We start from the raw sequence: 26,518 nt of genomic DNA on the forward strand, positions 1-26,518 counted from the left end.
CGCCCCCGACGACACCGAAGGCCGGTTCCCGCGACTCCACGTCACGGGAACCGGCCTTCGCCGTCTCCAGCCGCGTCTCCTAACGCGGGCCGGCGGTACTCGTGATGACGTCCCGCAACCGCTCCGCGTACAGCCGCAGGTTCTTGTGGGCGATGTCCGTGTCCGGGTAGCGGCCGGCGAACCACAACCCCTCGTGGAGCCGGGTGATCCAGGCGCACACCTGGTCGCCGTAGGACACCCGGAGCAGCCCGTACGCGTTCTGGTCCCTCCAGTGGTCGGAGCCGGGGATGGCGCGGGTGTCGACGAAGGAGACGATCGAGTACAGGTCGGGGGAGGTGGGGCGGAAGTCGGCGCCGAGGAGGTGCAGGACCCGGGCGAGGGGGATGCGCGCGAGCCGTCGGTTGGCCTGGAGGGCGGCGCGTACGGTGCGCAGGGCGCTCGGGAAGTCGGGGGCCTCGGACATGGGGATCTCGATCGGGGCGCCGCCCACGTACCAGCCGACGGACTGCGACCACTGGGACTTCACCCGGGTGTGGAACGGCACGACCGTGCGGTAGACGGGCTCGCCGCCGATCTCGTGGACGATCAGAGCGCTGGCCGCGAGAACCCCGACGAGGCTCCCGCCGTACGGCCGGCAGTACGCTTCGAACGCGGCGGCGGCGTCCGCGTCCACCAGCATCTCGCGCATGAACTTCTGCGTGGGCAGCCCGCCCTCGGGATCCAGCCCGAGGTCGATCGGGAAGCTCGGCAGCCGTCCGTCGCAGCGGCGGATGAACTCCCGCCAGCGGGCGACGATGTCGTGGTCCGCGTCGATGCGGTCGGCGTCCGCACGCTCGGCCTCGCAGAAGTCGACGTAGCTGCCCACCGGTTCCGGCTCGGGGGCCGCCGCCACCTCGCCGCCGCCGCGGGCCGCCTCGTACAACTCGTGGATCTCGGCGGGGATGCGGTGGATGGAGTAGGCGTCGACATTGCTGTGGTCGAACGCCATGTAGACGCTGGTGGAGTCGTCCCGGACCACCGCCGTATAGATGAGGTTGGGCCAGCGCAGGGCGTCCGCCGTGGTGTCGAAGCGGTCCTGGAGGTGCTGGGCCAGGGCCGCCGGGTCGGTGAAGTCGCCGGCCTCCTCGCGGTGCAGGGACACCGAGGAGGCGTCGAGCGTGAAGCGGCGGATCGAGTCACCGGGACCGCCCGCCCAGCGGAAGCCGCTGCGCAGGGTCTCGTGCCGCAGGGTCCAGCCGCGCAGCGCCTCGCCCAGCGCGTCCAGATCGGCCCGCCCCGGGATGTCGAACGCCGCGCCCAGCCAGGTCGGCACGAACAGCCCGTCCTCGCGCACGGACCGCGCCGTCCGGAGGTGCGACTCCTGGATGTACGCCGGCGGCCTGGAGTCCTCCGGCAGCGCCTTCGCCGTCGCGACGGTCGCCGGACTGAGTGTCCATTCGACGAGTCGCCCAGGTCGCACCTCGCAACGCTGGATGTCAGTCATTCGCACAGGGCGTCTCCGTTCGCAGGTGGGATAGACCCGACCAAAGGAATGCCGAACTTGCCCTCGGCGACACCGGGTTTCGCCACATTTCAATGGAACGGATGGCATCTCGAACGGCGTTACGAGCCCTTACCGGTGCGCTCGGTTGACGCGAGGTAATCGTGGAGGGCCCCCGAGCCCTCGATCATCACCCTGGTCCGAGCCGTCAGGGCCTGCCCGCGAGCCGCGACGGCCGCGCGCAGGGCATCGCTGCTGCCCTCTCTCCGCAACCCCTCCAGCACCGGCCGGATCTGGTCGAACAGATAGTGACTGCGGCGCAGGGTCTGCACGAGCCGGGCGTCCCGCACGTCGGCCGGTTCGTAGAGCCGGTATCCCGTGGCGCGCTCACGCCGGGGCATGAGCAGCCCGGCCCCCTCCCACACCCGCAGCGCGGAGGTCCGAACGCCCAGTAGCGCGGCCACCTCCCCGATGCGCAGCCCGCCGGACCGGGGGAGCGGGGCGGGCGGCTCGGCCGCCAGCAGCTCCAGGGCCTCGCTCGCGGCCCTCAGCGCGACGCGCTCCTCGTGCAGGGCGGCATGCGCGGCATCGACCAGCGCGAGCGCGCCCGGGACGTCGCCCTCGTGCAGGGTCCGCATGATCCGCGTCGCCGCGACCGGCCCGTACCCCCGCATCAGCGTCCGGTACGCCAGCAGCGCGGCGCGGTGCACCTCGGTGAAGGCGCGGTAGCCGGACGCGGTCCGGGCGGCCGGCGGGAGCACACCGGCGTCCTCGTAGTTGCGGATCTGCTGCGTCGAGACACCGGCCGACCGGGCGAGGTCGACGGGCCGGAGACGGCGTTCGTTCGTCATCGATTTGAAGGTTACGGCAGAGCGTACGGCGGTGGGCCGCTCAAAAGTCTCAACACCGCACTTCAATGGAAGACTTGAAGGAATGGACTCCTTCATTCGTGTGACCGGCGCCCGGCTCCACAACCTCAGGAATGTCTCCCTCTCCCTCCCGAAGAACAAGCTGGTCGTCCTGACCGGCCTGTCCGGTTCCGGCAAGTCCACCCTCGCCTTCGACACCCTCCACCGCGAGGGCCAGCGGCAGTACCTGGAGTCGCTGGGCATGGTCACCGGCTTCGTCAGCAGGCCCGCCGTCGACTCGATCACCGGCCTGTCCCCGTCCATCAGCGTCGACCAGCACCACACCAACCGCAGCCCCCGCTCCACGGTCGGTACGGTCACGGAGGTGTTCACGTATCTGCGGCTGCTGTGGTCGCGCATCGGGGTACGGCCGTGCCCGGACTGCGGGAAGGACATCCCGCCGTCGTACGCCGAGGACGCCGAGGGCGACGAGGAGGCCGAGGCGGAGCAGCGGCCCTGCCCGCACTGCGGCACGCCCGTGCCCGAACTCGTGATGGGCTCCTTCTCCTTCAACAAGCCCGCGGGCGCCTGCCCGGCCTGCACAGGCCTCGGCGAGGTGATCCGGCCCGACATACGGCGCCTGGTCGAAGGCGGGAAGCCGGTCGCCCAGGGCGCGGTGAAGGGCTGGAACACGAAGTACACCGAGTGGAGCCTCCCTGTGCTGCGGGCCGCCGCCGGCCACTACGGCTTCACCTTCGACGCGGACACACCGGTCGACGAACTGGGCGACATCCCGAGGGACCTGCTGCTCCACGGCGTCGAAAGCCCCGAGTTCCGACGGCACTTCCCGGACACCGAACCGCCGGCGACCGTGTCGGGGGGCCGCTTCGAAGGGGTCGCGACGGCGCTGCTGCGGCGCTACAACGACCGTGCCGACGACCCCGAGTACCGCGAACGGGCCGAACAGCAGGGCCTGCTGAAACAGCCCTGCGGGGAGTGCGGCGGGACCCGGCTGCGGCCGGAGAGCCGGGCGGTGACCGTGCACGGACACACCATCGTCGAGGCCGCCCGGCTTCCCCTGACCGACCTCGGCACCTGGCTGGCCGGTCTGCGGGAGCGGTCGGGCGGGGACGAGTGGCTGCTCGTGGAACCGGTCGTCGCCGACCTGGAGGAGCGGGTGCGTCGCCTGGTGGACGTCGGAGTCGGCTACCTCACCCTCGGCCAGGCCACACCCAGCCTCTCCGCCGGGGAGACCCAGCGACTGCGCCTCGCCGCCCTGCTCGGCTCGGGCCTCACCGGTGTCCTCTACGTCCTCGACGAGCCGACGATCGGACTGCACCCGTCCGACACCGAGCGGCTGGTCCGTGTCCTGCGCGGGCTGCGCGACCTGGGCAACACGGTGCTGGTCATCGAGCACGACCTGGAGGTGCTCCGGGCGGCGGACTGGGTGGTGGACGTCGGCCCGGGGGCGGGACGCGACGGAGGGCGGATCGTCGCCCAGGGCACACCGGCGGAGGTGGCGCGCACCGAGGGTTCGACGACCGGGGCGTACCTGTCGGGCCGGCTGCCCGCCCCGGCGTCGCGGGGCCGCGCGGACGCCGACGAGGCACTGGTGATCCACGGCGCCAGGGCGCACAACCTCAAGAACGTCACCGCCCGGATTCCGCTCGGCCGTCTGGTCACGGTCACCGGCCCGTCCGGCTCGGGCAAGTCGACGCTGATCCTGGGCGTCCTGGGCCGGGCCGCCCGCCGCCACTTCCACGGGGCCGGGGAGCAGCCTGGCGAGCATGACGGCATCGACGGCTGGGAGAACCTGTCCAAGGCGGTCCTCATCGACCAGGAGCCGATCGGCAGGGTCCCGCGCTCCAACGCGGCGACGTACTCCGACGTCTTCACTCCTGTCCGGGAGACCTACGCGGCCCACTCCAAGGGTGCCCTCACTCCCGGCCACTTCTCCTTCAACGTCCCCGGGGGCCGCTGCGAACGCTGCGAGGGCGCCGGCCTGCTCACCGTCCGCATGCACTTCCTCCCGGCCGTGGAGGTGCGCTGCCCCACCTGCAAGGGGCGCCGCTTCCGGCCCGAGGTGCTGGCCGTGCGCTACGAGGGCCACGACATCGCCGAGCTCCTCGCGGCGACGGTGGACGAGGCGCTGACGGTCTTCGCGGGCGTCCCGGTGATCGCCTCCAGGCTCCAGCGCATGGTGGACGTGGGCCTCGGCTACCTCCCCCTGGGCCAGCCCGCCACCACCCTCTCCGGCGGCGAGGCGCAACGCCTCAACCTGGCCAAGGAGCTGGGCCGTCGCGCCACCGGCCGCACCCTCTACCTCCTGGACGAGCCCACCACCGGCCTGCACGCCGCCGACACCGCCCGCCTCCTCTCCGTCCTCCAACGCCTTGTCGACGCCGGACACTCCGTCGTCACCATCGAGCACAACCTCGACGTCATCCACGCCTCCGACTGGCTGGTCGAACTGGGGCCGCAGGGCGGTTCGAGCGGCGGACAGCTGATGTCGCAGGGCGCACCCGGGGTCCGCATGGCGGAGTGACGTCGTGCCGCATGGTTTTCGGTCAGCATGACCGCCAGAAATGATGACGGAATGGATAATTCCCCCATCGGCGGGGCGGATGACGTCGTAGTGTCCGCATTCGACCCGCCGAAGGGGTGCGTCTGATTCCGGCCCGTATGAGACGGGTGTTGCGGGGCACGACCCGTCGGTTTGTGTGCTTCTTATGACAGCTTGTGTGGCCGAGGTGACCGTTTGGGGCACCGGTTCTGACTGTCTGTCTGACTTCCTGTGGGGGAAGCTGATGCGCTCACGTGCTGGAAGCACGCCCTTTCGGCGTGCCCGGAGATTCTCGCGTCACGGACTCGTAGGGGCCCTTGCGACGCTGTCCCTGATCGCCCCGGCCGTACCGGCGTTGGCCGCGCCGGCGCCGGCCGATCCGGGGCCGACGTCGGTGTGGGGCAAGAAGACCGACTTCGAGACGCCGCCGGTCAAGGTCGGCACGACCAAGCCCGTGCCCGGCGAGGCGGAGGCCGCACCGACGAACGAGCAGGCCGCTTGGCGGGCCGAGCAGAGGGAACGTGCCCGCACCGGTGATGTCCCCAAGTCGTCGGTGGCACCGCCGCGTTCGGCGGAGGGCGACGCCGCCGCGGCGGTGTACGTGCCCGAAGATCAGGGCGCGGTGCCCTGGCATCAGATCTCCGACTTCCGGATCACCGACGCACTGGTGGCCCGGATCAACCTCTCGACCGGCAACCTGATGCTGGCCGCGACCGACTTCGAGATCGCCGGCGTTGGGCAGAAGTTGCGCCTGGCACGGACGTACAACTCCTTCGACGCGCCCTGGGGGAAGGTGTCCCAGCGGTGGTGGCAGGAGTACGAGCGCTACCTGCAGCTCTTCACTGACGAGGTCGTCCTCTACGACGCTACCGGCGCCACCGTCCGCTTCACCGGGAACGCCGACGGCACGTTCACCACGCCCAAGGGCTACTCGAAGGACCTGAAGAAGAACACGGACGGCACCTACACGCTGACCGACCGCAAGTCCGGCTCGAAGGACATCTACGACGAGCACGGCACGCTGACCAAGGTCACGGACAAGAACAAGGGCTCCGTCACCGTCGACCAACACGACGAGGGAGCAGAGCACAAGGGCTTCAAGCTGACCGAGACCCGCTCCGGCCGGTGGATCGACCTGGTCAAGACGTTCGCGAACCAGTGGCAGGCCAAGGACCACACCGGCCGAACCGCCGTCTTCGACCTGGACGCCGCGGGAGACCTGGCCAAGACCACGGACACCGAGGGCAAGTCCACCCTCTTCGACTACGACTCCTCCCGCCGCCTGACGAAGATCACTACGCCGGAGGGGCGGGTCACGGTCTTCACCTACGACGACCAGAACCGCGTGCGCTCCATGCTGCGGGCCACCGACTTCAACGGTTCCGGCCACACCGGCCCCACGTACACCTACGCGTACTCGAACAGCGACCCGTCCGGGGCGGGGACGACGACGCTCACCGACCCCGAGCAGCACGCCACGAAGTACGAGCACAACGCCGACGGCGGTGTCACCAAGGTCATCGACGCCCTCAACCACTCCCGGAAGCGGACGTTCGACGCCAACCACAACATCGACACCGCCGAGGACGCCATGGGCGTCGGCGGCGCGGCCGGGAACGTCGCCGAGTACGGCTGGGACTCCCGCAACAATCCCACCTCCGCGAAGCTGCCCACCGGCGCCAACGCGTCGCTGACCGGGTACCGGACCATCGCCGGCGCGGACCTGCCGGGCCTGTTCACCAGCGCCGACGGCGAGAAGACCAACTACACCTACGACACCGTCGGCAACACCAAGTCCGTCGCCGTCACAGGCACCGGCGGCGGCAGGCAGACCTTCGACCACAACCCCGCCACACCGACCTGCAACGGCTTCGAGGGCCAGATCTGCAAGGTCACGACCACCATGTCGGCGACCAAGTCGGTGTCCACGTCGTTCCTCTACGACACCAAGGGCAACCTGTCGAAGGTCACCCCGCCCGCCCCGCTGGGCACCACCACCTACACCTACGACGCGCTGGGCCGGCCGGAGACGGTCACCGACGGGCGCGGCATCAAAACGGTGTATCAGTACGACGGTCGTGACCGCGTCGTCCTGGTGTCCTCTACGAACGCCACCGTGCGCTATCACTACGACGGCGACGGCAACCTCAGACAGCGTGACGACGGCACCGGCGTGACCAAGTACGAGTTCGACCCGCTGTCCAGGGAGACGATCCGCACGCTGCAGAACGGCTCGCAGACCAGGCTCACCTACACCCCGGCCGGCAACGTCGACACCTACGAGGACCCGGCCGGCGTCACGGACTACACCTGGAACGAGGTCAACAAACTCTCCTCGCTGAAGGACCCGACCGGAAAGACCACCACGTACACATACAACGCCAACGACTTCCGGACCACGACGACCTACCCCGGCGGCACGGTCCACGAGGTCACTCCGGACAAATCCAGCCGTCCGGAGAAGATCAAGGCGACCTCGCCCAAGGGCACCCTGGTCGACCTCGCCTACTCCTACAGCAACGCCGGTACGGACGGGGCCAAGATCCGCACCCGCACCGACGCCGTCACCGGCCTGAAGACCACCTACACCTACGACGGCGCCGGCCGCTTCTCCTACGCCAAGGAGGAAAAGGGCACCACGCTGAACTCTTCCTGGCAGTACTGCTACGACCAGGCCGGCAACCTCACCTCCCAGGGCGTCGACCCCGGCTGCCCTCGTGGCACCACCTACACCATCAACGACGCCCAGCAGATCACCGCCAAGAACGGCTCCAGCACCAACTGGTCCTACGACAAGATCGGCAACGAGACCGCCGGCGCCTCCACCCTCGAAGGCACTCGCACCAACGAACAGTGGTCCGACTACAGCCAGATGACGGCGATCACCGTCGGCGGCAAGACCTACGCCGGACAGTACGGCTCCACCGACCAGAGCGAACGCATCAAGCTCGGCGACACCCTCTTCCACAACGGCCCGCTCGGCCTGTCCGCCAAGACCAGTGCGGGCGTGGACATGGGATTCAACCGGGAACCCGGGGGCACCTTGAACTCCATGACGACCGGGGGCAAGTCGTACTACTACCTCACCGACGCGGCCGGGTCCGTCGTCGCGCTCGCCGACGAGGCCGGCACCAGGGTGAACACCTACAGCTACAGCCCCCGCGGCGTCGAGCGCGGCACCACCACCGAGAAGGTCCCCCAGCCCTACCGGTTCGCCGGCGGCTACCAGGACACGACCGGCCTGTACCACTTCTCGGCCCGCTACTACGACCCCAACATCGGCCGCTTCACCAGCCCCGACCCCTCCGGTCAGGAGAAGAACCCCTACCTCTACGCCGAAGGCGACCCCGTCAACCGCATCGATCCCTCGGGGCTGGCCGCATGGCAGATCGGCGGCGAAATCTGTGCCGGGGTATGCCTCGGCGGCGGCTATGCCGAGGATGACCAGGGCGAAGGAGGGGGCTTCTTCAACATCGGCGTGGGATCCCCCGGCGTCTCCGGCGGATACGAGGGAAGCACGGGCGACGCGAGTGCCGGTCCTTCGGCCTATGGCAAGTGCCAAGCAGGCTTCGGCAGCATCGGCGGCCAACTGGCCCAGGGCGGCGACTTCGCGCTGACCGGTGGCCTGGGCGGCCCGAGGGCCTCGACCCCCAAGTGCTCCGGCGGTCTGCAGGTCCAGTTCTGACAAACCTCAGCCGTGGGCGGCCAGCGGCCGCCCACGGCCTCCGGTGAAAGGACAAAGGAATGGACATCACGACCCTCGCAGCGGAGGGCAAGCAGCCGGTCACCGGGCCTCTGCTCTACTTCCTCATCGGTGTCGCGGTCCTCTTCGCTGTGATCATCGCTGTACGGCTGCTGCGGAAGAGGTGAGTCGCCGGCCTGGCGGCCGGGAAGCAAGCGCGATGGGAGGAACTGATGGATGAGCGCACCCTGGTGGGTATTGGCGCGATAGTCATCGGAATCATTTTGGTGTTCGGAAGTCAGGCTCTCGCCAGGCGATCGATGCGGAATCAGAACGTGTTCGGCAGAGCCAACCGTGAACAGCCCGCCATGGCCAGGGCCATGCCCGTGGTGATCGGATCCGGCTTGGCGTTGTGTGGAGTGCTCGTACTCACGGGGGTTCTGGGAGTTCAGTAGGCGCGCCTCTCCAGCACCGCGTAGTCCGCGAAGCTGCGGCGGTAGCGCGGGTGCCGGGTCTCCTGGGTGTGCCTGCGCTGCCACTCCTCGACCTCGGCGGGTGCCGTGCAGGGCCCTGAGCTCGCCCCGCAGTCCGAGTCGTCGCCGGAGACGCAGTACGCCTGGTACTCGGGCAGGGCGGAGGCGTCCTGGACGATCGTGTACGGGACGTACCGGAAGAGCCTGCGCCCCGTCGATTCCCCGCCGTGCTCCCTGCCTTGGTGCTGGCGCAGCAGTACGTTCGCGTCCGTCACCGCACTGCCGTCGAACGCCGCCCGTGCCCTGGCCCGCCGGGCGGCGAGTTCCTCGCACGTCGCGCACCCGGCCACCGCAACGGGGGGCCGGCTCGGGTCGAACGTGATCCCCTCCCTGGAACGGTCGTTGGCCGCGCGTACGCCCGCGCTGATCCGTTCCTCCGGGGTGGCCACACGGAGCCGTGCGGGATCGGCCTGCCACTCGCGGCCGCCGCCGACCGGGCGCAGCATCACGTACGGGCCGGTCTTGTCCTGGTACTCGCCGACCTTGTGCGTGTGGGGGTCGTAGACGAGCGTTCCCGGTTCCATTTCGTGCTCCTCCGTAACTCTGGGTGTATCGAGCGTCGCGCAGGGGAATGGGCCGGATCAATGTTTCGGGCGTGCGGGTGGCGCACTGTCACGGAGGGGGAGCCGTGAGCCGACGTAACGGCAGCGCGGGGTCGGGGGTGAGTACGGCGGCGGTGTTCGGGGAGGTGCTCAAGCATTTCCGCGAGGCGGCGTTGCTCACGCAGGAGGGCTTGGCGGGGCGTATTCCGTGCGACCGCTCGCACGTGGCGCGTGTGGAGGCGGGGACGAGGGTTCCGACGGACGGTTTCGCGAAGACCTGCGACGAGCTTCTGGGCACGGGTGGGGTGTTGCTGCGGTTGTGGGGCCGGATCGACTGGTATCCGCAGGTGGAGCATCCTGACTGGTTCCGGCGGCGGGCTGAGATGGACGAGGTGGCTGTTGCGTTACGGGAGTACCAGGAGCGGGTGATCCCGGGCTTGTTGCAGACAGCGGATTACGCACGGTCGCTGTTCTCCCGCCTGGTGAGCGGCGCAGAGCTGGAGGAACGGGTTCGAGCCCGACTGAGTCGGCAGCAACGCTTCCTGGCGACGGACGGCCCGCTCTACCTCGTCGTCCTTGACGAAAGCTGCCTGCGCAACGTGGTCGGCGGTTCCGCCCTCATGAGGGAGCAGTGCGCGCACATGCTCCGCGTCGGGCGACTCCCCAACGTCCGCATCCAAGTCGCCCCCGCCGGTCGTCTCGGTCTCGCCCGGCCAAGCGGTTCTATGTCGCTGATCAAGTTGCCCGACGGGCACGAGTGGGTCTACTCGGAATCGCTGGATCGCGGACATTTCAACGACGATCCGGCCCTCTTCGCACTCCATAGCCAGACCTATGATGTGCTCAGGGCGGACGCCCCCTCAGCTCCTGAGTCCGCCGCTCTGATTGGCGACGCGATGGAGAGGTACGAGCATGAACAGGACCGAACTCAACGCGGCGATGTGGATCAAGAGCACCTACAGCGACGCCAACGGCGGCAACTGCATAGAAATAGCCCCCGGTTTCCCCAACACCGTCCCGGTCCGCGACAGCAAAGCCCCTGACAGAGCCGTGCTGTTGGTCTCCCATGAAGCCTGGGCGGCGTTCACTTCGTGTCTTCGCTGAGGCCGGAGGACCCGCGCTCCATAGGCGACTACCAGCTGCTGCGGCGACTGGGCGCCGGTGGAATGGGCCGGGTCTACCTGGGGCGTTCACCGGGTGGGCGGGACGTCGCCGTCAAGGTCGTGCACGCCGAGCTGGTGCGCAGGCCGGAGTTCAGGTCCCGGTTCCGCCGGGAGGTGGAGGCGGCGCGGCTGGTCAGCGGAGCGTTCACCGCTCCTGTCATCGATGCCGACCCGGACGCGCCGCTGCCCTGGTTGGTCACCAGTTACATCGCGGGGCCGTCGCTGGAGCAGGCGGTCGTGGAGCAGGGCCCCTTCGGGACCGACGCCGTACGGCGTCTCGCGGCGGGGCTCGCCGAGGCGCTCGTGTCGATCCACTCGGTGAACCTGGTCCACCGTGACCTCAAGCCGTCCAACGTGCTGCTCGCTCAGGACGGGCCGCGTGTCATCGACTTCGGGATCGTGCGCAGTGTCGAGGGCGACTCGCTCACGGGGACGGGGCACATGGCGGGCTCGCCCGGGTTCATGGCGCCGGAGCAGGTCAGCGGCGACGAGATCACGCCTGCCACCGACATCTTCTGCCTGGGCGCGGTCCTGGCCTTCACGGCGACCGGCGGCAACCCGTTCGGCGCCGGGCCCACGCCCGCCCTGCTCTACCGGGTCGTGCACAACGAGCCAGACGTCTCGGCTGTCGGGGACCCGGCGCTGCGGGCCCTGATCGCCGCGTGTCTGGCGAAGGACCCCGCCGACCGTCCCACGCCGCGCGACATCCTCGCCCGGATCGGCCCGGCCGGCGCCGAGAGCACGATGGCGCTGCCGCGCATCACGCCGGGGGCGAGCAGCACCGACCGCACCCGGGTGTCCGGCCCGCCCGGGCATACGCGTCAGGCTGCCCCGCCCCAGCCGGTGCGTCAGGCCACACAGGTCGCTCCCGTTCCCGCTCCGGCACCTGCCGGCCGTAGCCGCCGCGCGTTCCTGCTGTCCGGCGCGGGGGCGGTCGCGGCGCTCGGTGTCGGGGCCGGTGTCTGGTTCAACCGGTCCGGGGGCGACAGCCCGGCCGCGCAGCCGCCCGCCAAGGCCTCGCCCGCTCCGCCCATCGGCGTCTGGCCGCTCGACGAGGCGTCAGGGGCGCTCGCCCGGGACACCGCCGGTGACAATGACGGCACCGCGAGCGGGGTCAAGTGGCGGGCGGGTGGCGTCGGGGCCGCCGAGTTCGACGGGAGCGGCAGCCAGATCGTCACCGAGGTGCCGGTGCTGAGGACCGGTGCGGGGCGCAGCTTCACGGTCGCGGCCTGGGTGCGGCTGGCCACCGAGCCGGGCACTTTCGCCACCGCCGTCAGCCAGGAGGCCGGTGACGCCAGCGGCTTCTACCTTCAGTACTCCAGCGAGGAGAAGCGCTGGGCCTTCGCCCGGCCCGGACAGCGAGCCGTGGGGTACTCCGTGCCCCCGGTGAACACCTGGACGCACCTGGTGGGCGTCTGTGACGGGCCCGGACGCAAGCTGCGGCTCTACGTCGACGGCGTGCAGCAGGCGGTGACCCGTGACACCCGGCCGCTGCCCGCGCCCGGCGGCCTGATGATCGGCCGCGCGACCTTCGACGGGCGCCCCAGCGACTTCTTCCCCGGCGCGATCAGAGACGTACGCGTCTTCGACAAGGCCCTCACCGCCGCGCGCATCAAGGCGCTGCGGTGAGAGCGGCTCGGATCAGGGCTCGTCGCGCTTGGGGTCGTCCGGGGCGATGCTTGCTGAGCCGACCGAAAGACATGGTCGTGTCAGGGTCCGGCATCGGGAGGCCCATGGGTCGGCTGGATAGGGTTGCGGACCATGGAGCACTATGAGCAGGAGCGCGGACCAGTGTTCCTGACACGCGTGCGAGTGGAGAACTACCGCTCCATCGCGTCCTGCGATGTGCCGGTCGGTCCGTTGACGGTTCTGGCGGGGCCGAACGCCGCGGGAAAGTCGAACTTCCTTGACGCTGTTCGTTTCGTCCGGGACGCCCTGCTGACCTCGCCGGGACGGGCTCTGGAGCCACGAGGTGGCCTTGAAGAGGTACTGCACCGGGACGCCTCAGGTCGACAGCCCGACTCCTTCCGTATCCGACTGGATCTGAGCATCCCAGCTTCCAAGAAGAGTCCCGCGTTCAACGCCGTGTATGACGTGGAAGTCGGTGTCCGCCCGGGCAGCGATGATTTCGCGCCGGTGCTGCGCAGGGAAGAGCTTCGCGTCGACGGGAGCCACCACGGGGACTCCTTCCTCCCGGAGGTGGCAGGTGAGCACCCGGTCGCCTGGAGGGACGACATCCTCCTGCCACATGCGGCCCGGACCAGCCGCGAGGGACGAGCGGTCTACGAGAGCCTTGTCCGTACACGCTTCTACGAACTTCTGACGCCCGCCCTCCGTGCGGTGGACGACACCCCCCGCGGTCGGAGCAGCGGCCCGCTCGGTGAGAACGGCGAGCACCTGCCCCGGGTGCTGGACGCGCTGTCCAGAGAACATCCCTGGGTCAAGGAGACCCTCGACGGCTATGTCGCCACCATGATTGACAACGCGGTGGGGCTGGACGGTGTGGAGGTGCGCGAGGCGGATCTGGCGTTCGTCGTGGGCCGTTTTCTGGGCGGCCAAGGAGAAGTGGCCAAGGTGGACCGACGGGCGCTGTCGGAGGGAACCCTGCGCCTCGCCGGGGTTCTTGCCGCCCTGTTCCAGCCGCTCGCACTCACTGGCGACATCCCTCTCGTCGCCATCGAGGAACCTGAGATCTCCCTGCACCCGCCGATGCTGGGCGCCCTGTACGACGCCCTGGCCGCAGCCGCACGCAACACCCAGGTCATGGTCACGACCCAGAGCGCTGACCTGCTGGACAACGCTGCGGCCGATCCGGCGCATCTGCTGGTGGCCCGCGACGAGGGTGCCGGAACCGTGATCGGCCCTGTCGACGAGTCCGGGCGCCGGCTCCTGGCCGACGGTGTGCTGACGCTGTCCGAACTTCTGCGCAGCGGGGAACTGCGCCCGGAACCGGCCTCCGCACCGCGCGATCAGAGGGAGAAGCGGTGAGCAGCCCGTACCCGGTGATCGCTTCCATCGTCGAAGGCCACGGCGAGGAAAGATCCCTCCAAGCACTGCTGCACCGACTCGTTCCCTACCTTGTGCCTGGTGCGTATGCGGAGATCCAGCGTCCTTTCCGCGTCCCTCGGGACCGGATGCTCCGACGCGACGTGCTGGAGCACGCCTTGACCATCGTCACGACGCGTATGCCGTCCCCGACGGGCGTGATGGTCCTGTTGGACGCCGACGACGACTGCGCCGTGGAACTGGCCGAACGTCTGCGCAGCCACGCGCAGGCCACTCACGCGCATATGCCGGTCGTGGCGGTCGCGGCGGTCCGGGAATTCGAAGCATGGTTCCTCGCCGGTGCCGCTGGGCTTGCGGGGAAGGCCGGTCTGCCGGGAACCCTGGCCTCGCCGCCCCAGCCGGAGGCAGTCCGTGGCGCCAAGGAATGGCTCTCACGGCGCATGCCGCGCGGCTCCACTTACCAGGAGACCGCTCACCAGCCGTCGTTCGCCACTCTCTTCGACCTTGACGAAGCTCGCCGTGCGGCCTCCTCTTTCGACAAGTTCTGCCGCGACGTGCAGTTCCTTCTCACGGGCAAGCGCGAGTCCTGAGGATCAGGGCTCGTCGCGCTTGGGGTCGTCGTCCCTTTTCGGGTCCTCGTCGAGGGACTTGAGGAAGTCGGGGTTGTCGTCGGGTGCCACCCACTGCCGGGGACGCGCCGCCGGAGGCGTGCGCTTCTTGCCGGCGATGAGCCAGGAGATCGAACCGACGAGCGGGAACACCAGCACGAGCAGGGCCCAAAGCGGCTTGGGCATGTGACGGATGTCGCCGTCCTTGGTGCTGATGCAGTCGATGAACGCGTACACGCTCAGCGCCAGCGGCACGAGGAACATCAGTACCCGGAGCATGCGGCCTCTCAGCGAAAGCGGGTGGGCGGTTCAGGGCCAGGTTAGCGGCTCGGGGATACTGGACCGCATGGCTTACGACGATCTTCGCTCCCTGCTCAGGACGCTGGAGCGCGAGGGCGACCTCAAGCGCATCAAGGCCGAGGTGGACCCGTATCTGGAGATCGGGGAGATCGTCGACCGGGTGCAGAAGGCCGGCGGGCCCGCGCTGCTCTTCGAGGACGTGCGCGGGTCGAGCATGCCGCTCGCGATGAACGTGTTCGGCACGGACCGGCGGCTGCTGAAGGCGCTGGGGCTGAAGTCGTACGACGAGATCTCCGAGCGGATCGGCGGGCTGCTGAAGCCCGAGCTGCCGCACGGGTTCGTCGGCGTGCGCGAGGCCTTCGGAAAGCTCGGCTCGATGACCCACGTCCCGCCGAAGAAGGTCAAGGACGGGCCGGTGCAGGAGGTCGTCCTCACCGGCGACGACGTCGACCTGGACCAGCTCCCCGCCCTGTTCACCTGGCCGAAGGACGGCGGCTCCTTCTTCAACCTGGGGCTCACCCACACCAAGGACCCGGAGAGCGGCGTCCGCAACCTCGGGCTGTATCGCCTCCAGCGCCACGACAAGCGCACCATCGGCATGCACTGGCAGATCCACAAGGACAGCCGCAACCACTACCAGGTGGCGGCGAGGAGGGGTGAGCGGCTGCCCGTCGCGATCGCCTTCGGCTGTCCGCCCGCCGTGACGTACGCGTCCACGGCGCCGCTGCCCGGGGACATCGACGAGTACCTGTTCGCCGGGTTCCTCGCGGGCAAGCGGATCGAGATGGTCGACTGCAAGACCGTGCCGCTCCAGGTGCCGGCGCAGGCGGAGGTCGTCATCGAGGGCTGGCTGGAGCCGGGCGAGATGCTGCCCGAGGGCCCCTTCGGCGACCACACCGGCTTCTACACCCCGCAGGAGCCCTTCCCCGCGCTGAAGATCGACTGTGTGACGATGCGGAAGCGGCCGCTGCTCCAGTCGATCGTCGTAGGCCGTCCCCCGACGGAGGACGGACCCCTGGGCCGCGCGACGGAACGCTTCTTCCTCCCGCTGCTGAAGATCATCATCCCGGACATCGTGGACTACCACCTGCCGGAGTCGGGCGGCTTCCACAACTGCGCGATCGTCTCGATCGACAAGAAGTACCCGAAGCACGCGCAGAAGGTCATGCACGCCGTCTGGGGCGCGCACATGATGTCGCTGACCAAGCTGATCGTGGTCGTCGACTCCGACTGCGACGTCCACGATCTGCACGAGGTTGCCTGGCGGGCCCTCGGCAACACGGACTACGCCCGTGACCTGTCGATCGTCGAGGGTCCCGTCGACCATCTCGACCACGCCTCCTACCAGCAGTTCTGGGGCGGCAAGGCGGGCATCGACGCGACGAAGAAGTGGCCCGAGGAGGGCTACACCCGCGACGGCGGCTGGCCCGACATGGTGGAGTCCGACCCGGAGACGGCGGCGAAGGTGGACCGCAGGTGGAAGGAGTACGGGCTGTGAGCTCCGCATCCGCCGCGATCCCCCAGCCGGGCCGTGCGAAGGCGTTCCTGCGGCTGGTGATGATCGAGCACTCGGTCTTCGCGCTGCCCTTCGCCTACATCGCCGCGCTCACCGCGATGTTCCAGATGGACCGGAACATCCACTGGGGGCGGCTGCTGCTGGTCACCGTCTGCATGGTGGGGCTGCGTACGTTCGCCATGGCGGTCAACCGGATCATCGACCGGGAGATCGACGCCCGTAACCCGCGTACGGCGAAGCGGGAGTTGGTGACCGGCGCGATGTCGGTACGCCACGCCTGGACCGGGGCCCTGATCGCCCTGGTCGTCTTCCTGGGCGCGGCGGCCCTGCTCAACCCCCTCTGCCTGGCCCTGGCCCCCATCGCGGTGATCCCGATGGTGGTCTACCCCTACGGCAAGCGGTTCACGAACTTCCCGCAGGCCATCCTCGGCCTCGCCCAGGCGATGGGCCCGGTCGGCGGCTGGCTCGCCGTCACCGGCACCTGGTCCTGGGACGCGGTCGTGCTCGGCTTCGCCGTCGGCATCTGGATCGGCGGCTTCGACCTGATCTACGCCTGCCAGGACGTGGAGACCGACCGCGAGATCGGCGTCATGTCCGTCCCGGCCCGCTTCGGCATCCCGGCGGCCGTGTGGGGAGCGCGGGTCTGCCACGCCCTGACGACGGCCCTGTTCGTCTGGTACGCCCTGGCCACCGGTGCCGGTGCCTTCTTCTGGCTGGGCCTGCTGATCGTCGCGGCCGCGTTCCTGTACGAGCACTCGATCGTCCGACCGCACGACCTGTCCCGTGTGAACCGCGCCTTCTTCAGCGTCAACGGCTTTATCGGGATCGCCCTGTTCGTGTGTGCGTTGCTGGATCTGCTGGTGCGCGGCCTCACCGTATGAGCTCGGGCGGAGCGTGACGGCGGCGGAAGAGGAACGCCGCCGTCACGCCCGCCAGCAGGCCCAGCAGATGACCCTGCCAGCTGACGCCCGTCTGAGTCGGGGCCAGGCCCGCCAGGATCGAGCCGCCCCAGATCGCGGCGATCACCACGCCGGCCAGGACACCCCAAGGGCGGCGCTCGACGAAGCCGCTCACCAGCAGGAAGCCGAAGAGGCCGAAGATCAGGCCGGAGGCTCCCGCGGTGTTGGTGTGGGGCGGGGATATCAGCCAGACGCCCAGGCCGTCGACCAGGATGATCAGCGCCGCCACCAGGAGGAAACGGCGCAGACCCGAGAGCGCGGCCAGGAAGCCCAGGACCAGCAGCGGCAGGGTGTTCGCCACCAGATGGGCGAAGCCGAAGTGGATGAACGCCGAGGGGACGACGTCGATCAGCTCGGACGGCTCGCGTGGCGTGACGCCGAAGCCGTCCAGCGCGTGGCCCGTCGCCACGTCCACCACTTCCAGCAGCCACAGCAGCGCCACCCAGGCCAGCATCAGCTTGCCCGCGGCCAGCGCGCGGTCGCCGCTCGACCACCTCGCTCCGACACCCGACATGGCGACCCCCAGCGCTCGCTCATCCCCTCCGGGTAACGGCCCGCACCCCTGCACCGGTTCCCACCCTGTGACGCCCGATAGGCTCGGTGTTGTGAACCCAGTCAAGCCAGGCGAGACGCCGCGTACGCCTTGGATCGTAGGGGTGTCCGGGGCCTCCGGCACCCCGTATGCCGCTGCCGTGCTGCGGGCTCTCCTCGCGGCCGGCGAGAGCGTCGATCTCGTGGTCTCCCGGGCCTCCCGGCTCACCCTGCTGGATGAGACCGGGATCTCCTTCCGGGACGCCCACTGGCGGGACGACCTGCGGGAATGGCTGTCCCGGGGCGCCGACGGCAAGCCCGAGACCTTCGCCGTCGAGCTCGACGCCGTACGGCACTGGAGCGCCGGCGACCTGGCCGCCGGGCCCTCCTCGGGGTCGTACCCCACCAAGGGCATGCTCATCGTGCCCGCCTCGACGGCGAGCGTGGCAGGTGTCGCGCTCGGGCTGTCGAAGGACCTGCTGCAGCGGGCGGCGAGCGTGACCCTGAAGGAGGGCCGCCCCCTCGTCGTGGCCGTACGCGAGACCCCGCTGAACGGCCAGACCCTGCGGCACCTGGTCACCCTCGACGACGCGGGCGCGCACGTCGTACCGGCCTCACCCGCCTTCTACGCGGGCGCGACGCACATCCAGGACCTGGTGGACTTCGTCGCCGGACGCGTCCTCGACGCGGCGGGCGTGCCGCACCGGCTCTACCGCCGTTGGCAAGGTGAGCTCGGCGGCGGATCACATCGCGCCGGCTGAGCACGACCCCGAACCTCATCGGACCCACAGACAACTTCAGCGGAAGGCTTCGATCGCAATGGACGCGGTGGACAGGCAGCTCATCCAGGCCCTGAGGGAGAACGGCCGGGCCTCTTACGCGGAGCTGGGACGCCTCGTCGGTCTGTCGGGACCCAGTGTCACCGACCGCATCAACCGGCTGGAGGCGGCCGGTGTCATCACCGGCTACCGGGCCACGGTCGACGCCGCCTCGCTCGGCCTCGGCGTCACCGCCCTCGTCGGCATCTCGCTCTCCGACGCCACCGACCACGAGGACGTGGCGCAGCGGCTGAAGGACCTCTCGGAGATCGAGGACTGCTGGTTCATCGCGGGCGACGACTCGTACATGCTCAAGGTGCGGGCGGCGAACGTGGACGGCCTGGAGAAGATGATCCGGCGGCTCAGCGGAATCGAGGGCGTCTCGCGCACGCGTACGACCATCGTGCTCTCCACCAAGTGGGAGAACCGGGTCGGGGAGCTGCCCGAAGAGGAGTAGAGCGGTAGCCGTACGGTTGGGTCGTCTTCGTAGAAAGGTGTGGGCATGGATCTCGGGCTCAAGCGCGAGCTGGAGGAGAAGGTCAGGGCGGGAGTCCGTCTGACCCGTGAGGACGGCATCGCGCTGTACGAGTCGGACGACCTGGCCTGGCTCGGCGGCCTCGCGCACGAGGTGCGCACCCGCAAGAACGGCGACGTCGTGCACTTTAACGTCAACCGTCACCTGAACATGACCAACGTGTGCACGGCCTCCTGCGCGTACTGCTCCTTCCAGCGCAAGCCGGGGGAGAAGGACGCGTACACGATGCGCATCGAGGAGGCCGTCAAGCTCGCCAAGGCGATGGAGGGCGAGAACCTCACCGAACTGCACATCGTCAACGGGCTGCACCCGAACCTGCCGTGGCGGTACTACCCGCGCTCGCTGCGGGAGCTGAAGGCGGCCCTGCCGCACGTCTCGCTGAAGGCCTTCACGGCGACCGAGATCCACCACTTCGAGACCATCTCGGGGATGAGTGCCTCCGAGATCCTGGACGAGCTGATCGACGCGGGGCTGGAGTCGCTGACCGGCGGCGGTGCCGAGATCTTCGACTGGGAGGTCCGGCAGCACATCGTCGACCACCGCACCCACTGGGAGGACTGGTCGCGCATCCACCGGCTCGCCCACGAGAAGGGTCTGAAGACCCCGGCGACCATGCTCTACGGCCACATCGAGGAGCCGCGGCACCGCGTGGACCACGTGCTGCGGCTGCGTGAGCTGCAGGACGAGACCGGCGGCTTCCAGGTCTTCATCCCGCTGCGCTACCAGCACGACTTCGTCGACGTGAAGGACGGCAAGGTCCGCAATCGCCTACAGGCGCGGACGCAGATGGCGACGGGGGCCGAGGCGCTGAAGACCTTCGCCGTGTCGCGACTGCTGTTCGACAACGTGCCGCACGTCAAGGTCTTCTGGGTGATGCACGGGGTGCAGACCGCGCAGCTCGCCCTTCAGCACGGCGCCGATGACATGGACGGGTCTGTGGTCGAGTACAAGATCACGCATGACGCGGACAACTTCGGGACGCCGAACAAGCTGACGCGTGAGGATCTGCTGGATCTGATTCGCGATGCCGGGTTCCGGCCGGTGGAGCGGAATACGCGGTACGAGATCATTCGTGAGTACGAGGGGGCTGACCCGGAGCGCCGGGAGTCGCCTCAGCCGATGAGGGTTTGATCGTTTGGGTGCGGGTGCGTGGGGGCTGGTCGCGCAGTTCCCCGCGCCCCTGAGGGGGGTACCCGGGGGGCATGGTGAGGACCCGGGCGCCTGAGGACGCCTATACCGCTGAGCCGTTCCTTCCCGGTCGCGGTGGGCTGCCCGCTCTGCGTCGGGCCGCTGCCGAGTGCCGGGGCTGTCCCTTGCACAGGGATGCCACCCAGACCGTCTTCGGTGCCGGGGACAAGAACGCCCGCGTGATGCTCGTCGGTGAGCAGCCCGGCGACCAGGAGGACCGGCAGGGGAAGCCGTTCGTCGGGCCTGCCGGTCATCTCCTGGACCGTGCGCTCGAGGAGGCCGGGATCGACCCTGCCGAGGCGTATGTCACCAACGCGGTCAAGCACTTCAAGTTCACGCGGGCCGAGCCCCGGAAGCGGCGTATTCACAAGGCGCCGACACTGCGGGAGACGACCGCGTGCGGGCCCTGGCCAGCGGCGGAGCTCGCGGTCGTGGAGCCGGAGCTGATCGTCGTCCTGGGCGCCACCGCCGGGAAGGCGCTGCTCGGGTCCTCGTTCCGGGTCACGCGGGTACGGGGCGCCGTGCTGGAGGAGGAGATCCACGGGAGGGCGGAGCGGCTGGTGCCCACGGTGCATCCGTCGGCGGTGCTGCGGGCGGACGACCGGGAGGCCGCGTACCGGGGGCTGGTGTCGGACCTGGAAGTGGCGGCGCGAGCACTATCGTAATAGCTACAATCCGGGCATGCCCCTTACCTTCACGCTCGACCCCGCCGTCACCCCCGAGCTGCGAGACGGCATTCTCGACCTGTGGGCCGACGTCTCCAACGCCGGGGGAGCCGTCGGGTTCGTGCCGCCCGTGACGCGGGAGGACGTCCGGCCCTGGCTGCTCACGCACTTGGCGTCGATGGCCGAGGGCAAGGTCAGGCTGCTCGTCGGGTCCGACGAGGAGGGGCGGGTCGCGGCTACGGCGTTCCTGACGCTCAACACGCACCACCTGATGACGCACTGGCTGTGGCTGTACACGGTGATGGTGCATCCGCGGCACCAGGGGAAGGGCTACGGCCGTGACCTGCTGGGCGCGGCCGCGGAGGCGGCCCGGGGGCTCGACGGCATCGGGGCGATCCGGCTGACCTGCAGGGGCGGGCTCGGTCTTGAGCGGTTCTACGAGTCCTGTGGCTACAAGGAGGTCGGCCGCATCCCGGGTGCCATCCGGGTCGCGCCGGGCGACGACCGGGACGACGTGATCATGCTCCTGCCGCTGCACTGACCCCCCTGAAAGATCGGCCGCCGGGCGTGCTTCACTGAACCTGGCCCTTTTTGGAATCGGAAGAGTGGATTGAGATGCTCCGCTACACACTGATGCGCCTCGGGATCTTCGTGGGCTGCCTCGTGGTCGTCTGGGGCCTCGTCTACTCCGGCCTCGCCCCGCGCGGCCTCGGCGACAGCAACGGCCTGTGGATCGTGACGCTCGCCCTGCTGCTCTCCGCGCCCATCAGTTTCGTCGTGCTGCGCAAGGAGCGGGACCGCGCCTCCGTGCAGGTCGTGCAGCGGGTCGACCGGATGAAGGCCAACATGGAGGCCAGTCGCAGCCAGGAGGACTCGGCCGACGACACGAGCCGGGCGCAGGGTCAGGCCTCGTAAGGTTCCTCACACGCGCGCAGCGCCCCGTTTCCGTACATGCTCGGAAACGGGGCGCTTTGCCTTGTATGGGTGCCCGCGCGTTTCTGCCTGTCAAAGCGAGGCTTTGGGGTCCTCAAAGTTCAGGTGTTAAGGTGTTGCGGTGATGAACTCAGCAGTCGTGCCACTTCAGCCCCGGAGCGTTCCGCTCCGGAGGCTTGCGCTGGTCGCGCGGCTGCACGTGGATCTCTGTCGGTGCGCGTCCGCCAACTGTCTTCTCTGACGTAACGCCAACCCCCGTCGTCTCCCACGTCAGCTCCCCCTACGCGTCCCCCAACGGAGTCAGTCCGTGTCCTCAAACACGAAGTCCTTCAAGGTGCCCTTCTGGGCCCAGATACTCGCCGGTCTCGTCCTGGGCGTGCTGCTCGGCTGGCTCGCCCGCGACCAGGACCTGTCCTGGCTGACCACGACCCTGGAGAAGGTCGGCGACACCTTCATCGGCCTGCTGAAGCTCGCCGTCGCGCCGCTCGTCTTCTTCGCGATCCTGGTCTCGATCACCAACCTGCGGAAGGTCAACAACGCGGCCCGCCTGGCCTCGCGCACCCTTCTGTGGTTCATGGTCACCTCGCTGATCGCGGTGAGCATCGGCCTGATCATCGGCCTGGTCACCAACCCCGGCGCCGGTACCGGCCTCACGCCCAAGGACGGCGCGAAGCCCGACCAGACCGGCTCCTGGATCGACTTCCTGACCGGCATCGTGCCGACGGACGTGATCACGCCGTTCACCGAACTGAACGTCCTGCAGATCGTCTTCATGGCCGCCGTCGCCGGTATCGCCGCCCTCCAGCTCGGCGAGAAGGCCCAGCCGATCCTCAACCTGAGCGAGTCCGTCCTGGAGCTGCTCCAGAAGGCGCTGTGGTGGGTCATCCGGCTCGCCCCGCTCGGTACGGTCGGCCTCATCGGCAACGCCATCGCCACGTACGGCTGGGACCTGATCGGCAAGTACGCGACGTTCACGGTCGACATCTACGTCGGCTGCCTCATCGTGCTGTTCGGCGTCTACCCGGCGCTGCTCGCGACCGTCGCCAAGGCCAACCCGATCCAGTTCTTCAAGGGCGCCTGGCCCGCGATCCAGCTGGCCTTCGTCTCCCGCTCGTCCGTGGGCACGATGCCGCTGACGCAGAAGGTCACCGAGCGGCTCGGCGTGCCGAAGGAGTACGCGTCCTTCGCGGTGCCGTTCGGCGCGACGACCAAGATGGACGGCTGCGCCGCGATCTACCCCGCGATCGCCGCGATCTTCGTCGCCCAGATCTTCGACATCCAGCTGGGTGTCGGCGACTACCTGCTGATCGCGTTCGTCTCGGTGGTCGGCTCCGCCGCCACGGCCGGCCTCACCGGCGCGACGGTCATGCTGACCCTGACCCTGTCCACCCTCGGCCTGCCGATGGAGGGCGTCGGTCTGCTTCTCGCGATCGACCCGATCCTCGACATGATCCGCACCGCGACCAACGTCGCCGGCCAGGCCCTCATCCCGGTCCTGGTCTCCGCCCGGGAGAACCTGCTCGACCGCGAGGCCTACGCCACGGCGGACGGCTCCTCCCTGGACGACCCGTGGGACAAGTCGCGGGACGCGGAGCGCGACACGGTGCCTGCCGCGGCGTGACGAAGTGACGTCCCCTGGCCGGTCCGCTTCGGTCGACGACCGAGGGCAGGCCAGGGGGACCGTACGCTAAGCCGTATGGGTGCCGTGAAGACCAAGCGGATGCCGCGTGCGGTCCGCGAACAGCAGATGCTGGACGCCGCCGTGCGGATCTTCGGCCAGCGGGGCTACATGGCCGCGTCGATGGACGAGATAGCCGAACTCGCGGGCGTGTCCAAGCCGTTGGTCTATCTGTACCTGAACTCCAAGGAAGACCTCTTCACCGCCTGCATCCGCCGCGAGGCCAAGGCCCTCGTGGCGGCGGTGCGGGCCGGGGTCCGGCCCGATCTGCCCTCCGACCGGCAACTGTGGGAAGGGCTCGGGGCGTTCTTCGCGCACACCGCGCGCAACCCCGACGCCTGGTCGGTCCTGCACCTCCAGGCCCGGACGCACGGCGAGCCGTTCGCCGCCGAGGTCACCGCGATGCGCGAGGAGATCGTCGCGTTCGTGACGCAGCTGATCCTCACCGGTGCCCGTGAGGCCCACCACGACCCCGACCTGCCGGAGCGCGAGGTCGCCGGCCTCGCCGAGGCGCTGGTCGGCGCCGCCGAATCCCTCGCCGCCTGGGCCAACGCCACCCCCGGCATCACCGCCCGCCAGGCCGCGGCCACGATGATGAACTTCGCGTGGGCGGGCCTGGGCGACCTCATGGCGGGGAGACCGTGGTCACCGCCGGGGGAGAAGGGGGAGGGAGAGCAGACGGACGCTCAGGCCGGGTAGACATCCCCCGCCACATGCACCCGCTCGTCCCCGCCCCGCAGTTCGAAGCGGCCGTCCTCCGCCGCGTACGTCACCGTCCCCGGCAGCAGGACCGGTGCTCTGAAGGCCGCCCGTACGTGGCAGGAGTCCGGCGTACCGTGTGCGGCGAGGCAGCGGGCGAGGGTCCACATGCCGTGGGCGATGGCCCGGGGGAAGCCGAAGAGGCGGGCGGTGAGGGGGTGGAGGTGGATCGGGTTGCGGTCTCCGGAGGCGGCGCCGTAGCGACGCCCGACGTCCTCGGCCAGCCGCCACTCGGCGACGACGGGGAGCGGCTTGCGCGCCTCCTCCTCGAGAGCCCCGGGAGCCCCGGGAGCCCCGAGAGCCTCGGCGGGCCGTCGCGTGCGATGCCGGGCGAGGTACGTGCTGCTCGACTCCCAGACGACGTCCCCGCCTTCCCGCACCTCTGTGACGACCGTGGCCTGCGTGCCGCGCCGGTGCGGTGCCAGCCCGCCGACCCGCACGGCGAGTTCGTACCCGCCGGTCGCCGGCATCCCCCGGTGCCGGGTGACCGTGATCGACGTGTGGACCAGGCCCAGCAGCGGCAGCGGGAAGTCCCGGCCGCTCATCAGCCGCATGGCCAGGGGGAATCCGAGCACGTGCGGATACGTCAGCGGCAGCGCGTCCTCCCCGGTCGGGAACCCGCAGACCCGTTCGTACGCAGCCAGCCGCGCGAGGTCGACCCGCAGGCCGGGCAGCACCAGCCGGGTGCGGGGGAACTCCGCGTCGGGGGCGGGCCGTTTGAAGGGGGACAGCAGGGCGCCGCGGGCCAGGAGCGGTGCGAGGGAGGGGGAGCCGGTGAGGACGAGCGCGGCGTCGGCCATCACGCCCCCAGCAGGCTCTGGCCGCAGACGCGCACGATCTGGCCGTTGACCGCGCCCGAGCCCGGGTGCGCGAGCCAGGCCGTGGTCTCGGCGACATCGGCCGGAAGACCGCCCTGGGCCAGGGAGTTCATCCGGCGGCCCGCCTCGCGTATGAACAGCGGGACGGCGGCCGTCATCTTCGTCTCGATGAAGCCCGGCGCGACCGCGTTGACCGTCACCCCGTGCTCAGCGAGCGCGCGTGGCGCGAGGGAGCGGACCAGGCCGACGACGCCCGCCTTGCTCGCCCCGTAGTTGGTCTGCCCCGCGTTGCCGGCGAGGCCCGCGATCGAGGCCGTCGCCACGATCCGGCCGCCCCGCTTCAGCGTCCCGGCCTTCAGCAGCGCGTCCGTCGTGCGCAGCACGCTCGCCAGGTTCACCTCCAGGACCGAGATCCAGCGCTCGGCCGGCATGTTCACCAGCCGCCGGTCGCGGGTGATGCCCGCGTTGTGGATGAGCAGATCCAGGCCGTCGGGCAGGGCCTCGGCGATCCGCGTGCCCGCGTCGGCGGCCGTGATGTCGAGGAGCAGGGCGGTGCCGCCGAGCCGGTCGGCGACGCGCCGGGCGTCCTGCTCGGCCCCCGGCACATCGAGGACGACGACCCGGGCGCCGTCCCTGGCGAGCGTCTCGGCGACGGCCGCACCGATACCGCGCGCGGCACCGGTGACCAGGGCGGTCCGGCCGGTCAGGGGACGGTCCCCGTCCGGCGCCGCCTGTGGTTCCCCGGACTCCTGGGGCGTGCCCACCTCGATCACCTGCCCGCTGACGTACGCGGACTTGGGCGACAGCAGGAAACGCAGGGTGGACTCCGCGGCGGACGCGTCCGTCAGCCGGACCAGGTTCACGGTCCTGCCCCGGCCGATCTCCTTGCCGAGGGAGCGCGTGAAACCCTCCAGGGCCTGCTGGGCGGCTGCCTGGTGATGGTCGGCCGGGTCGAGCGGCGCGCCGAGCACGACCACGCGCCCGCTCGCCGCGACCGACCGTACGGCCGGATGCAGAGCCGCGTGCACCTCTGCCAGTCCCTCGACGTCCCGCACCCCGCTCGCGTCCAGGACGACGGCGGCGGCCCGGTCGGGGCCGGCCGGGGCGATTCCCGTACGGGCGAGGACCGGTGCGAGGCCGAGGCCGGACCGGCCGGCGGTGAGGTGACGCAGGCCGCCGTCCAGGGCCGGGCGTTCGGGAGACCAGCGGGTCAGCGCCGCGGGCTGGGGCAGGCCGAGGCGGAGGGTGAGGAAACGGCCGGGCGCGGTACCGGTGAAGCGCAGATAGCGGTCGGCCATTCCAACTCCCAGCTGCCGGAGAATGCTCCCTGTTCCTTACTCTGGAGTAAGGTTACCGGAGGTAATGCTACGTCACAGGCGAGGAGCAGGTCGAG

Annotated in this window: 26 protein-coding genes; 19 read left to right on the plus strand and 7 right to left on the minus strand. The window is 69.8% G+C overall.

Translation table 11 applies throughout. The features are described 5' to 3' along the window. Positions 1-79 precede the first annotated feature (79 nt). Entirely contained in the window at positions 80-1,489 is a 1,410-nt protein-coding gene (locus tag ACQEV8_RS25440) for a condensation domain-containing protein (RefSeq protein WP_432964327.1), read from the minus strand. Between the two features lie 113 nt (positions 1,490-1,602). Beyond that, positions 1,603-2,331, minus strand: coding sequence for a MerR family transcriptional regulator (locus tag ACQEV8_RS25445; protein WP_432964330.1), 729 nt, complete (start codon positions 2,329-2,331; stop codon positions 1,603-1,605). Positions 2,332-2,413: 82 nt separating this feature from the next. Between ACQEV8_RS25445 and uvrA the strand changes: the two genes are divergently transcribed. From uvrA to ACQEV8_RS25460, 3 genes are all read left to right on the plus strand, one after another. After that, positions 2,414-4,873 (plus strand): excinuclease ABC subunit UvrA, encoded by a 2,460-nt coding sequence (gene uvrA / locus ACQEV8_RS25450; protein ID WP_432964333.1) that lies wholly within the window; start codon positions 2,414-2,416, stop codon positions 4,871-4,873. A gap of 373 nt (positions 4,874-5,246) precedes the next feature. Beyond that, the gene (locus ACQEV8_RS25455; RefSeq protein WP_432964336.1) at positions 5,247-8,576 is read left to right on the plus strand and encodes an RHS repeat-associated core domain-containing protein; all 3,330 of its coding nucleotides are present in this window, start codon (positions 5,247-5,249) and stop codon (positions 8,574-8,576) included. Between the two features lie 59 nt (positions 8,577-8,635). Then, entirely contained in the window at positions 8,636-8,761 is a 126-nt protein-coding gene (locus ACQEV8_RS25460) for a hypothetical protein (protein WP_432964339.1), read from the plus strand. Positions 8,762-9,021: 260 nt separating this feature from the next. On the opposite strand, the gene ACQEV8_RS25465 is transcribed toward ACQEV8_RS25460, so the two are convergent. Beyond that, entirely contained in the window at positions 9,022-9,630 is a 609-nt protein-coding gene (locus ACQEV8_RS25465; protein WP_432964342.1) for a hypothetical protein, read from the minus strand. Positions 9,631-9,734: 104 nt separating this feature from the next. On the opposite strand from ACQEV8_RS25465, the gene ACQEV8_RS25470 reads away from it, so the two are divergent. The 5 genes from ACQEV8_RS25470 (at position 9,735) to ACQEV8_RS25490 (ending at position 14,407) form a co-directional block, all read left to right on the plus strand. Then, positions 9,735-10,691 carry a helix-turn-helix domain-containing protein gene (locus ACQEV8_RS25470; protein ID WP_432964345.1) on the plus strand — a complete coding sequence of 319 codons (957 nt, stop codon included), beginning with the start codon at positions 9,735-9,737 and terminating at the stop codon, positions 10,689-10,691. Continuing rightward, positions 10,639-10,752 (plus strand): DUF397 domain-containing protein, encoded by a 114-nt coding sequence (locus tag ACQEV8_RS25475; protein WP_432972984.1) that lies wholly within the window; start codon positions 10,639-10,641, stop codon positions 10,750-10,752. The genes ACQEV8_RS25470 and ACQEV8_RS25475 overlap by 53 nt, the downstream gene beginning before the upstream one ends. Further along, positions 10,740-12,440, plus strand: coding sequence for a protein kinase domain-containing protein (locus tag ACQEV8_RS25480; protein ID WP_432964348.1), 1,701 nt, complete (start codon positions 10,740-10,742; stop codon positions 12,438-12,440). The genes ACQEV8_RS25475 and ACQEV8_RS25480 overlap by 13 nt, the downstream gene beginning before the upstream one ends. Positions 12,441-12,572: 132 nt before the next feature. After that, entirely contained in the window at positions 12,573-13,799 is a 1,227-nt protein-coding gene (locus ACQEV8_RS25485; protein ID WP_432964351.1) for an AAA family ATPase, read from the plus strand. Next, positions 13,796-14,407, plus strand: coding sequence for a DUF4276 family protein (locus ACQEV8_RS25490; RefSeq protein ID WP_432964354.1), 612 nt, complete (start codon positions 13,796-13,798; stop codon positions 14,405-14,407). Before ACQEV8_RS25485 ends, ACQEV8_RS25490 begins: the two co-directional genes overlap by 4 nt. Positions 14,408-14,410: 3 nt before the next feature. On the opposite strand, the gene ACQEV8_RS25495 is transcribed toward ACQEV8_RS25490, so the two are convergent. Continuing rightward, positions 14,411-14,704, minus strand: a complete 294-nt coding sequence (locus ACQEV8_RS25495; RefSeq protein ID WP_432964357.1) for a PLD nuclease N-terminal domain-containing protein — start codon at positions 14,702-14,704, stop codon at positions 14,411-14,413. Positions 14,705-14,771: 67 nt separating this feature from the next. Between ACQEV8_RS25495 and ACQEV8_RS25500 the strand changes: the two genes are divergently transcribed. Further along, positions 14,772-16,223 carry a menaquinone biosynthesis decarboxylase gene (locus tag ACQEV8_RS25500; RefSeq protein WP_432964360.1) on the plus strand — a complete coding sequence of 484 codons (1,452 nt, stop codon included), beginning with the start codon at positions 14,772-14,774 and terminating at the stop codon, positions 16,221-16,223. Continuing rightward, positions 16,220-17,122, plus strand: a complete 903-nt coding sequence (gene mqnP / locus ACQEV8_RS25505) for a menaquinone biosynthesis prenyltransferase MqnP (protein ID WP_432964363.1) — start codon at positions 16,220-16,222, stop codon at positions 17,120-17,122. The genes ACQEV8_RS25500 and mqnP overlap by 4 nt, the downstream gene beginning before the upstream one ends. On the opposite strand, the gene ACQEV8_RS25510 is transcribed toward mqnP, so the two are convergent. Further along, complete coding sequence (locus ACQEV8_RS25510; protein ID WP_432964366.1) at positions 17,112-17,714, minus strand: rhomboid family intramembrane serine protease; 603 nt, start codon at positions 17,712-17,714, stop codon at positions 17,112-17,114. The two genes, mqnP and ACQEV8_RS25510, sit on opposite strands and share 11 nt — an antisense overlap. Before the next feature lie 91 nt (positions 17,715-17,805). Between ACQEV8_RS25510 and ACQEV8_RS25515 the strand changes: the two genes are divergently transcribed. The 9 genes from ACQEV8_RS25515 to ACQEV8_RS25555 all read left to right on the plus strand — a co-directional run bounded on the left by ACQEV8_RS25515 (position 17,806) and on the right by ACQEV8_RS25555 (position 24,247). Further along, positions 17,806-18,492, plus strand: a complete 687-nt coding sequence (locus ACQEV8_RS25515) for a UbiX family flavin prenyltransferase (protein WP_432964369.1) — start codon at positions 17,806-17,808, stop codon at positions 18,490-18,492. Positions 18,493-18,550: 58 nt separating this feature from the next. Then, positions 18,551-19,006, plus strand: coding sequence for an Lrp/AsnC family transcriptional regulator (locus tag ACQEV8_RS25520; RefSeq protein WP_221756910.1), 456 nt, complete (start codon positions 18,551-18,553; stop codon positions 19,004-19,006). A gap of 45 nt (positions 19,007-19,051) precedes the next feature. Continuing rightward, positions 19,052-20,215, plus strand: a complete 1,164-nt coding sequence (mqnE, locus tag ACQEV8_RS25525; RefSeq protein ID WP_328411770.1) for an aminofutalosine synthase MqnE — start codon at positions 19,052-19,054, stop codon at positions 20,213-20,215. Positions 20,216-20,286: 71 nt separating this feature from the next. Next, positions 20,287-20,937 (plus strand): UdgX family uracil-DNA binding protein, encoded by a 651-nt coding sequence (locus tag ACQEV8_RS25530; RefSeq protein WP_432964374.1) that lies wholly within the window; start codon positions 20,287-20,289, stop codon positions 20,935-20,937. A 16-nt stretch (positions 20,938-20,953) separates the two neighbouring features. Continuing rightward, positions 20,954-21,478, plus strand: a complete 525-nt coding sequence (locus ACQEV8_RS25535) for an N-acetyltransferase family protein (protein WP_432964377.1) — start codon at positions 20,954-20,956, stop codon at positions 21,476-21,478. Positions 21,479-21,552: 74 nt separating this feature from the next. After that, positions 21,553-21,852 carry a DUF4229 domain-containing protein gene (locus ACQEV8_RS25540; RefSeq protein ID WP_432964380.1) on the plus strand — a complete coding sequence of 100 codons (300 nt, stop codon included), beginning with the start codon at positions 21,553-21,555 and terminating at the stop codon, positions 21,850-21,852. A 142-nt stretch (positions 21,853-21,994) separates the two neighbouring features. Next, positions 21,995-22,111: a putative leader peptide gene (locus ACQEV8_RS25545; RefSeq protein WP_432964383.1), complete on the plus strand. Its 117-nt coding sequence runs from the start codon at positions 21,995-21,997 to the stop codon at positions 22,109-22,111. 66 nt (positions 22,112-22,177) lie between these two features. Further along, complete coding sequence (locus ACQEV8_RS25550) at positions 22,178-23,491, plus strand: dicarboxylate/amino acid:cation symporter (protein WP_432964386.1); 1,314 nt, start codon at positions 22,178-22,180, stop codon at positions 23,489-23,491. 75 nt (positions 23,492-23,566) lie between these two features. Next, the gene (locus ACQEV8_RS25555; protein WP_432964389.1) at positions 23,567-24,247 is read left to right on the plus strand and encodes a TetR/AcrR family transcriptional regulator; all 681 of its coding nucleotides are present in this window, start codon (positions 23,567-23,569) and stop codon (positions 24,245-24,247) included. On the opposite strand, the gene ACQEV8_RS25560 is transcribed toward ACQEV8_RS25555, so the two are convergent. Both ACQEV8_RS25560 and ACQEV8_RS25565 read right to left on the minus strand, forming a co-directional pair. Beyond that, on the minus strand, positions 24,235-25,107 hold the full coding sequence (locus tag ACQEV8_RS25560; RefSeq protein WP_432964392.1) for a MaoC family dehydratase: 873 nt from the start codon (positions 25,105-25,107) through the stop codon (positions 24,235-24,237). The genes ACQEV8_RS25555 and ACQEV8_RS25560 overlap by 13 nt on opposite strands. Further along, a complete protein-coding gene (locus ACQEV8_RS25565) occupies positions 25,107-26,423 on the minus strand; it encodes a 3-oxoacyl-ACP reductase (RefSeq protein WP_432964395.1) in 1,317 nt (438 codons plus the stop codon). Before ACQEV8_RS25565 ends, ACQEV8_RS25560 begins: the two co-directional genes overlap by 1 nt. Positions 26,424-26,518: the final 95 nt, after the last annotated feature.

This window comes from Streptomyces sp. CA-179760, assembly GCF_050937045.1.
In the GTDB taxonomy this organism is placed as follows: Bacteria; Actinomycetota; Actinomycetes; order Streptomycetales; family Streptomycetaceae; genus Streptomyces.

What these genes read in the sequence shown, in the direction of transcription:
- ACQEV8_RS25445 (WP_432964330.1), bottom strand. Translation starts at nt 2,331, where the DNA reads ATGACGAACGAACGCCGTCTCCGGCCCGTCGACCTCGCCCGGTCGGCC.
- uvrA (WP_432964333.1), top strand. Translation starts at nt 2,414, where the DNA reads ATGGACTCCTTCATTCGTGTGACCGGCGCCCGGCTCCACAACCTCAGG.
- ACQEV8_RS25460 (WP_432964339.1), top strand. Translation starts at nt 8,636, where the DNA reads ATGGACATCACGACCCTCGCAGCGGAGGGCAAGCAGCCGGTCACCGGG.
- ACQEV8_RS25465 (WP_432964342.1), bottom strand. Translation starts at nt 9,630, where the DNA reads ATGGAACCGGGAACGCTCGTCTACGACCCCCACACGCACAAGGTCGGC.
- ACQEV8_RS25485 (WP_432964351.1), top strand. Translation starts at nt 12,573, where the DNA reads ATGGAGCACTATGAGCAGGAGCGCGGACCAGTGTTCCTGACACGCGTG.
- ACQEV8_RS25495 (WP_432964357.1), bottom strand. Translation starts at nt 14,704, where the DNA reads ATGCTCCGGGTACTGATGTTCCTCGTGCCGCTGGCGCTGAGCGTGTAC.
- ACQEV8_RS25500 (WP_432964360.1), top strand. Translation starts at nt 14,772, where the DNA reads ATGGCTTACGACGATCTTCGCTCCCTGCTCAGGACGCTGGAGCGCGAG.
- ACQEV8_RS25510 (WP_432964366.1), bottom strand. Translation starts at nt 17,714, where the DNA reads ATGTCGGGTGTCGGAGCGAGGTGGTCGAGCGGCGACCGCGCGCTGGCC.
- ACQEV8_RS25520 (WP_221756910.1), top strand. Translation starts at nt 18,551, where the DNA reads ATGGACGCGGTGGACAGGCAGCTCATCCAGGCCCTGAGGGAGAACGGC.
- mqnE (WP_328411770.1), top strand. Translation starts at nt 19,052, where the DNA reads ATGGATCTCGGGCTCAAGCGCGAGCTGGAGGAGAAGGTCAGGGCGGGA.
- ACQEV8_RS25530 (WP_432964374.1), top strand. Translation starts at nt 20,287, where the DNA reads ATGGTGAGGACCCGGGCGCCTGAGGACGCCTATACCGCTGAGCCGTTC.
- ACQEV8_RS25535 (WP_432964377.1), top strand. Translation starts at nt 20,954, where the DNA reads ATGCCCCTTACCTTCACGCTCGACCCCGCCGTCACCCCCGAGCTGCGA.
- ACQEV8_RS25540 (WP_432964380.1), top strand. Translation starts at nt 21,553, where the DNA reads ATGCTCCGCTACACACTGATGCGCCTCGGGATCTTCGTGGGCTGCCTC.
- ACQEV8_RS25545 (WP_432964383.1), top strand. Translation starts at nt 21,995, where the DNA reads ATGAACTCAGCAGTCGTGCCACTTCAGCCCCGGAGCGTTCCGCTCCGG.
- ACQEV8_RS25555 (WP_432964389.1), top strand. Translation starts at nt 23,567, where the DNA reads ATGGGTGCCGTGAAGACCAAGCGGATGCCGCGTGCGGTCCGCGAACAG.
- ACQEV8_RS25560 (WP_432964392.1), bottom strand. Translation starts at nt 25,107, where the DNA reads ATGGCCGACGCCGCGCTCGTCCTCACCGGCTCCCCCTCCCTCGCACCG.
- ACQEV8_RS25565 (WP_432964395.1), bottom strand. Translation starts at nt 26,423, where the DNA reads ATGGCCGACCGCTATCTGCGCTTCACCGGTACCGCGCCCGGCCGTTTC.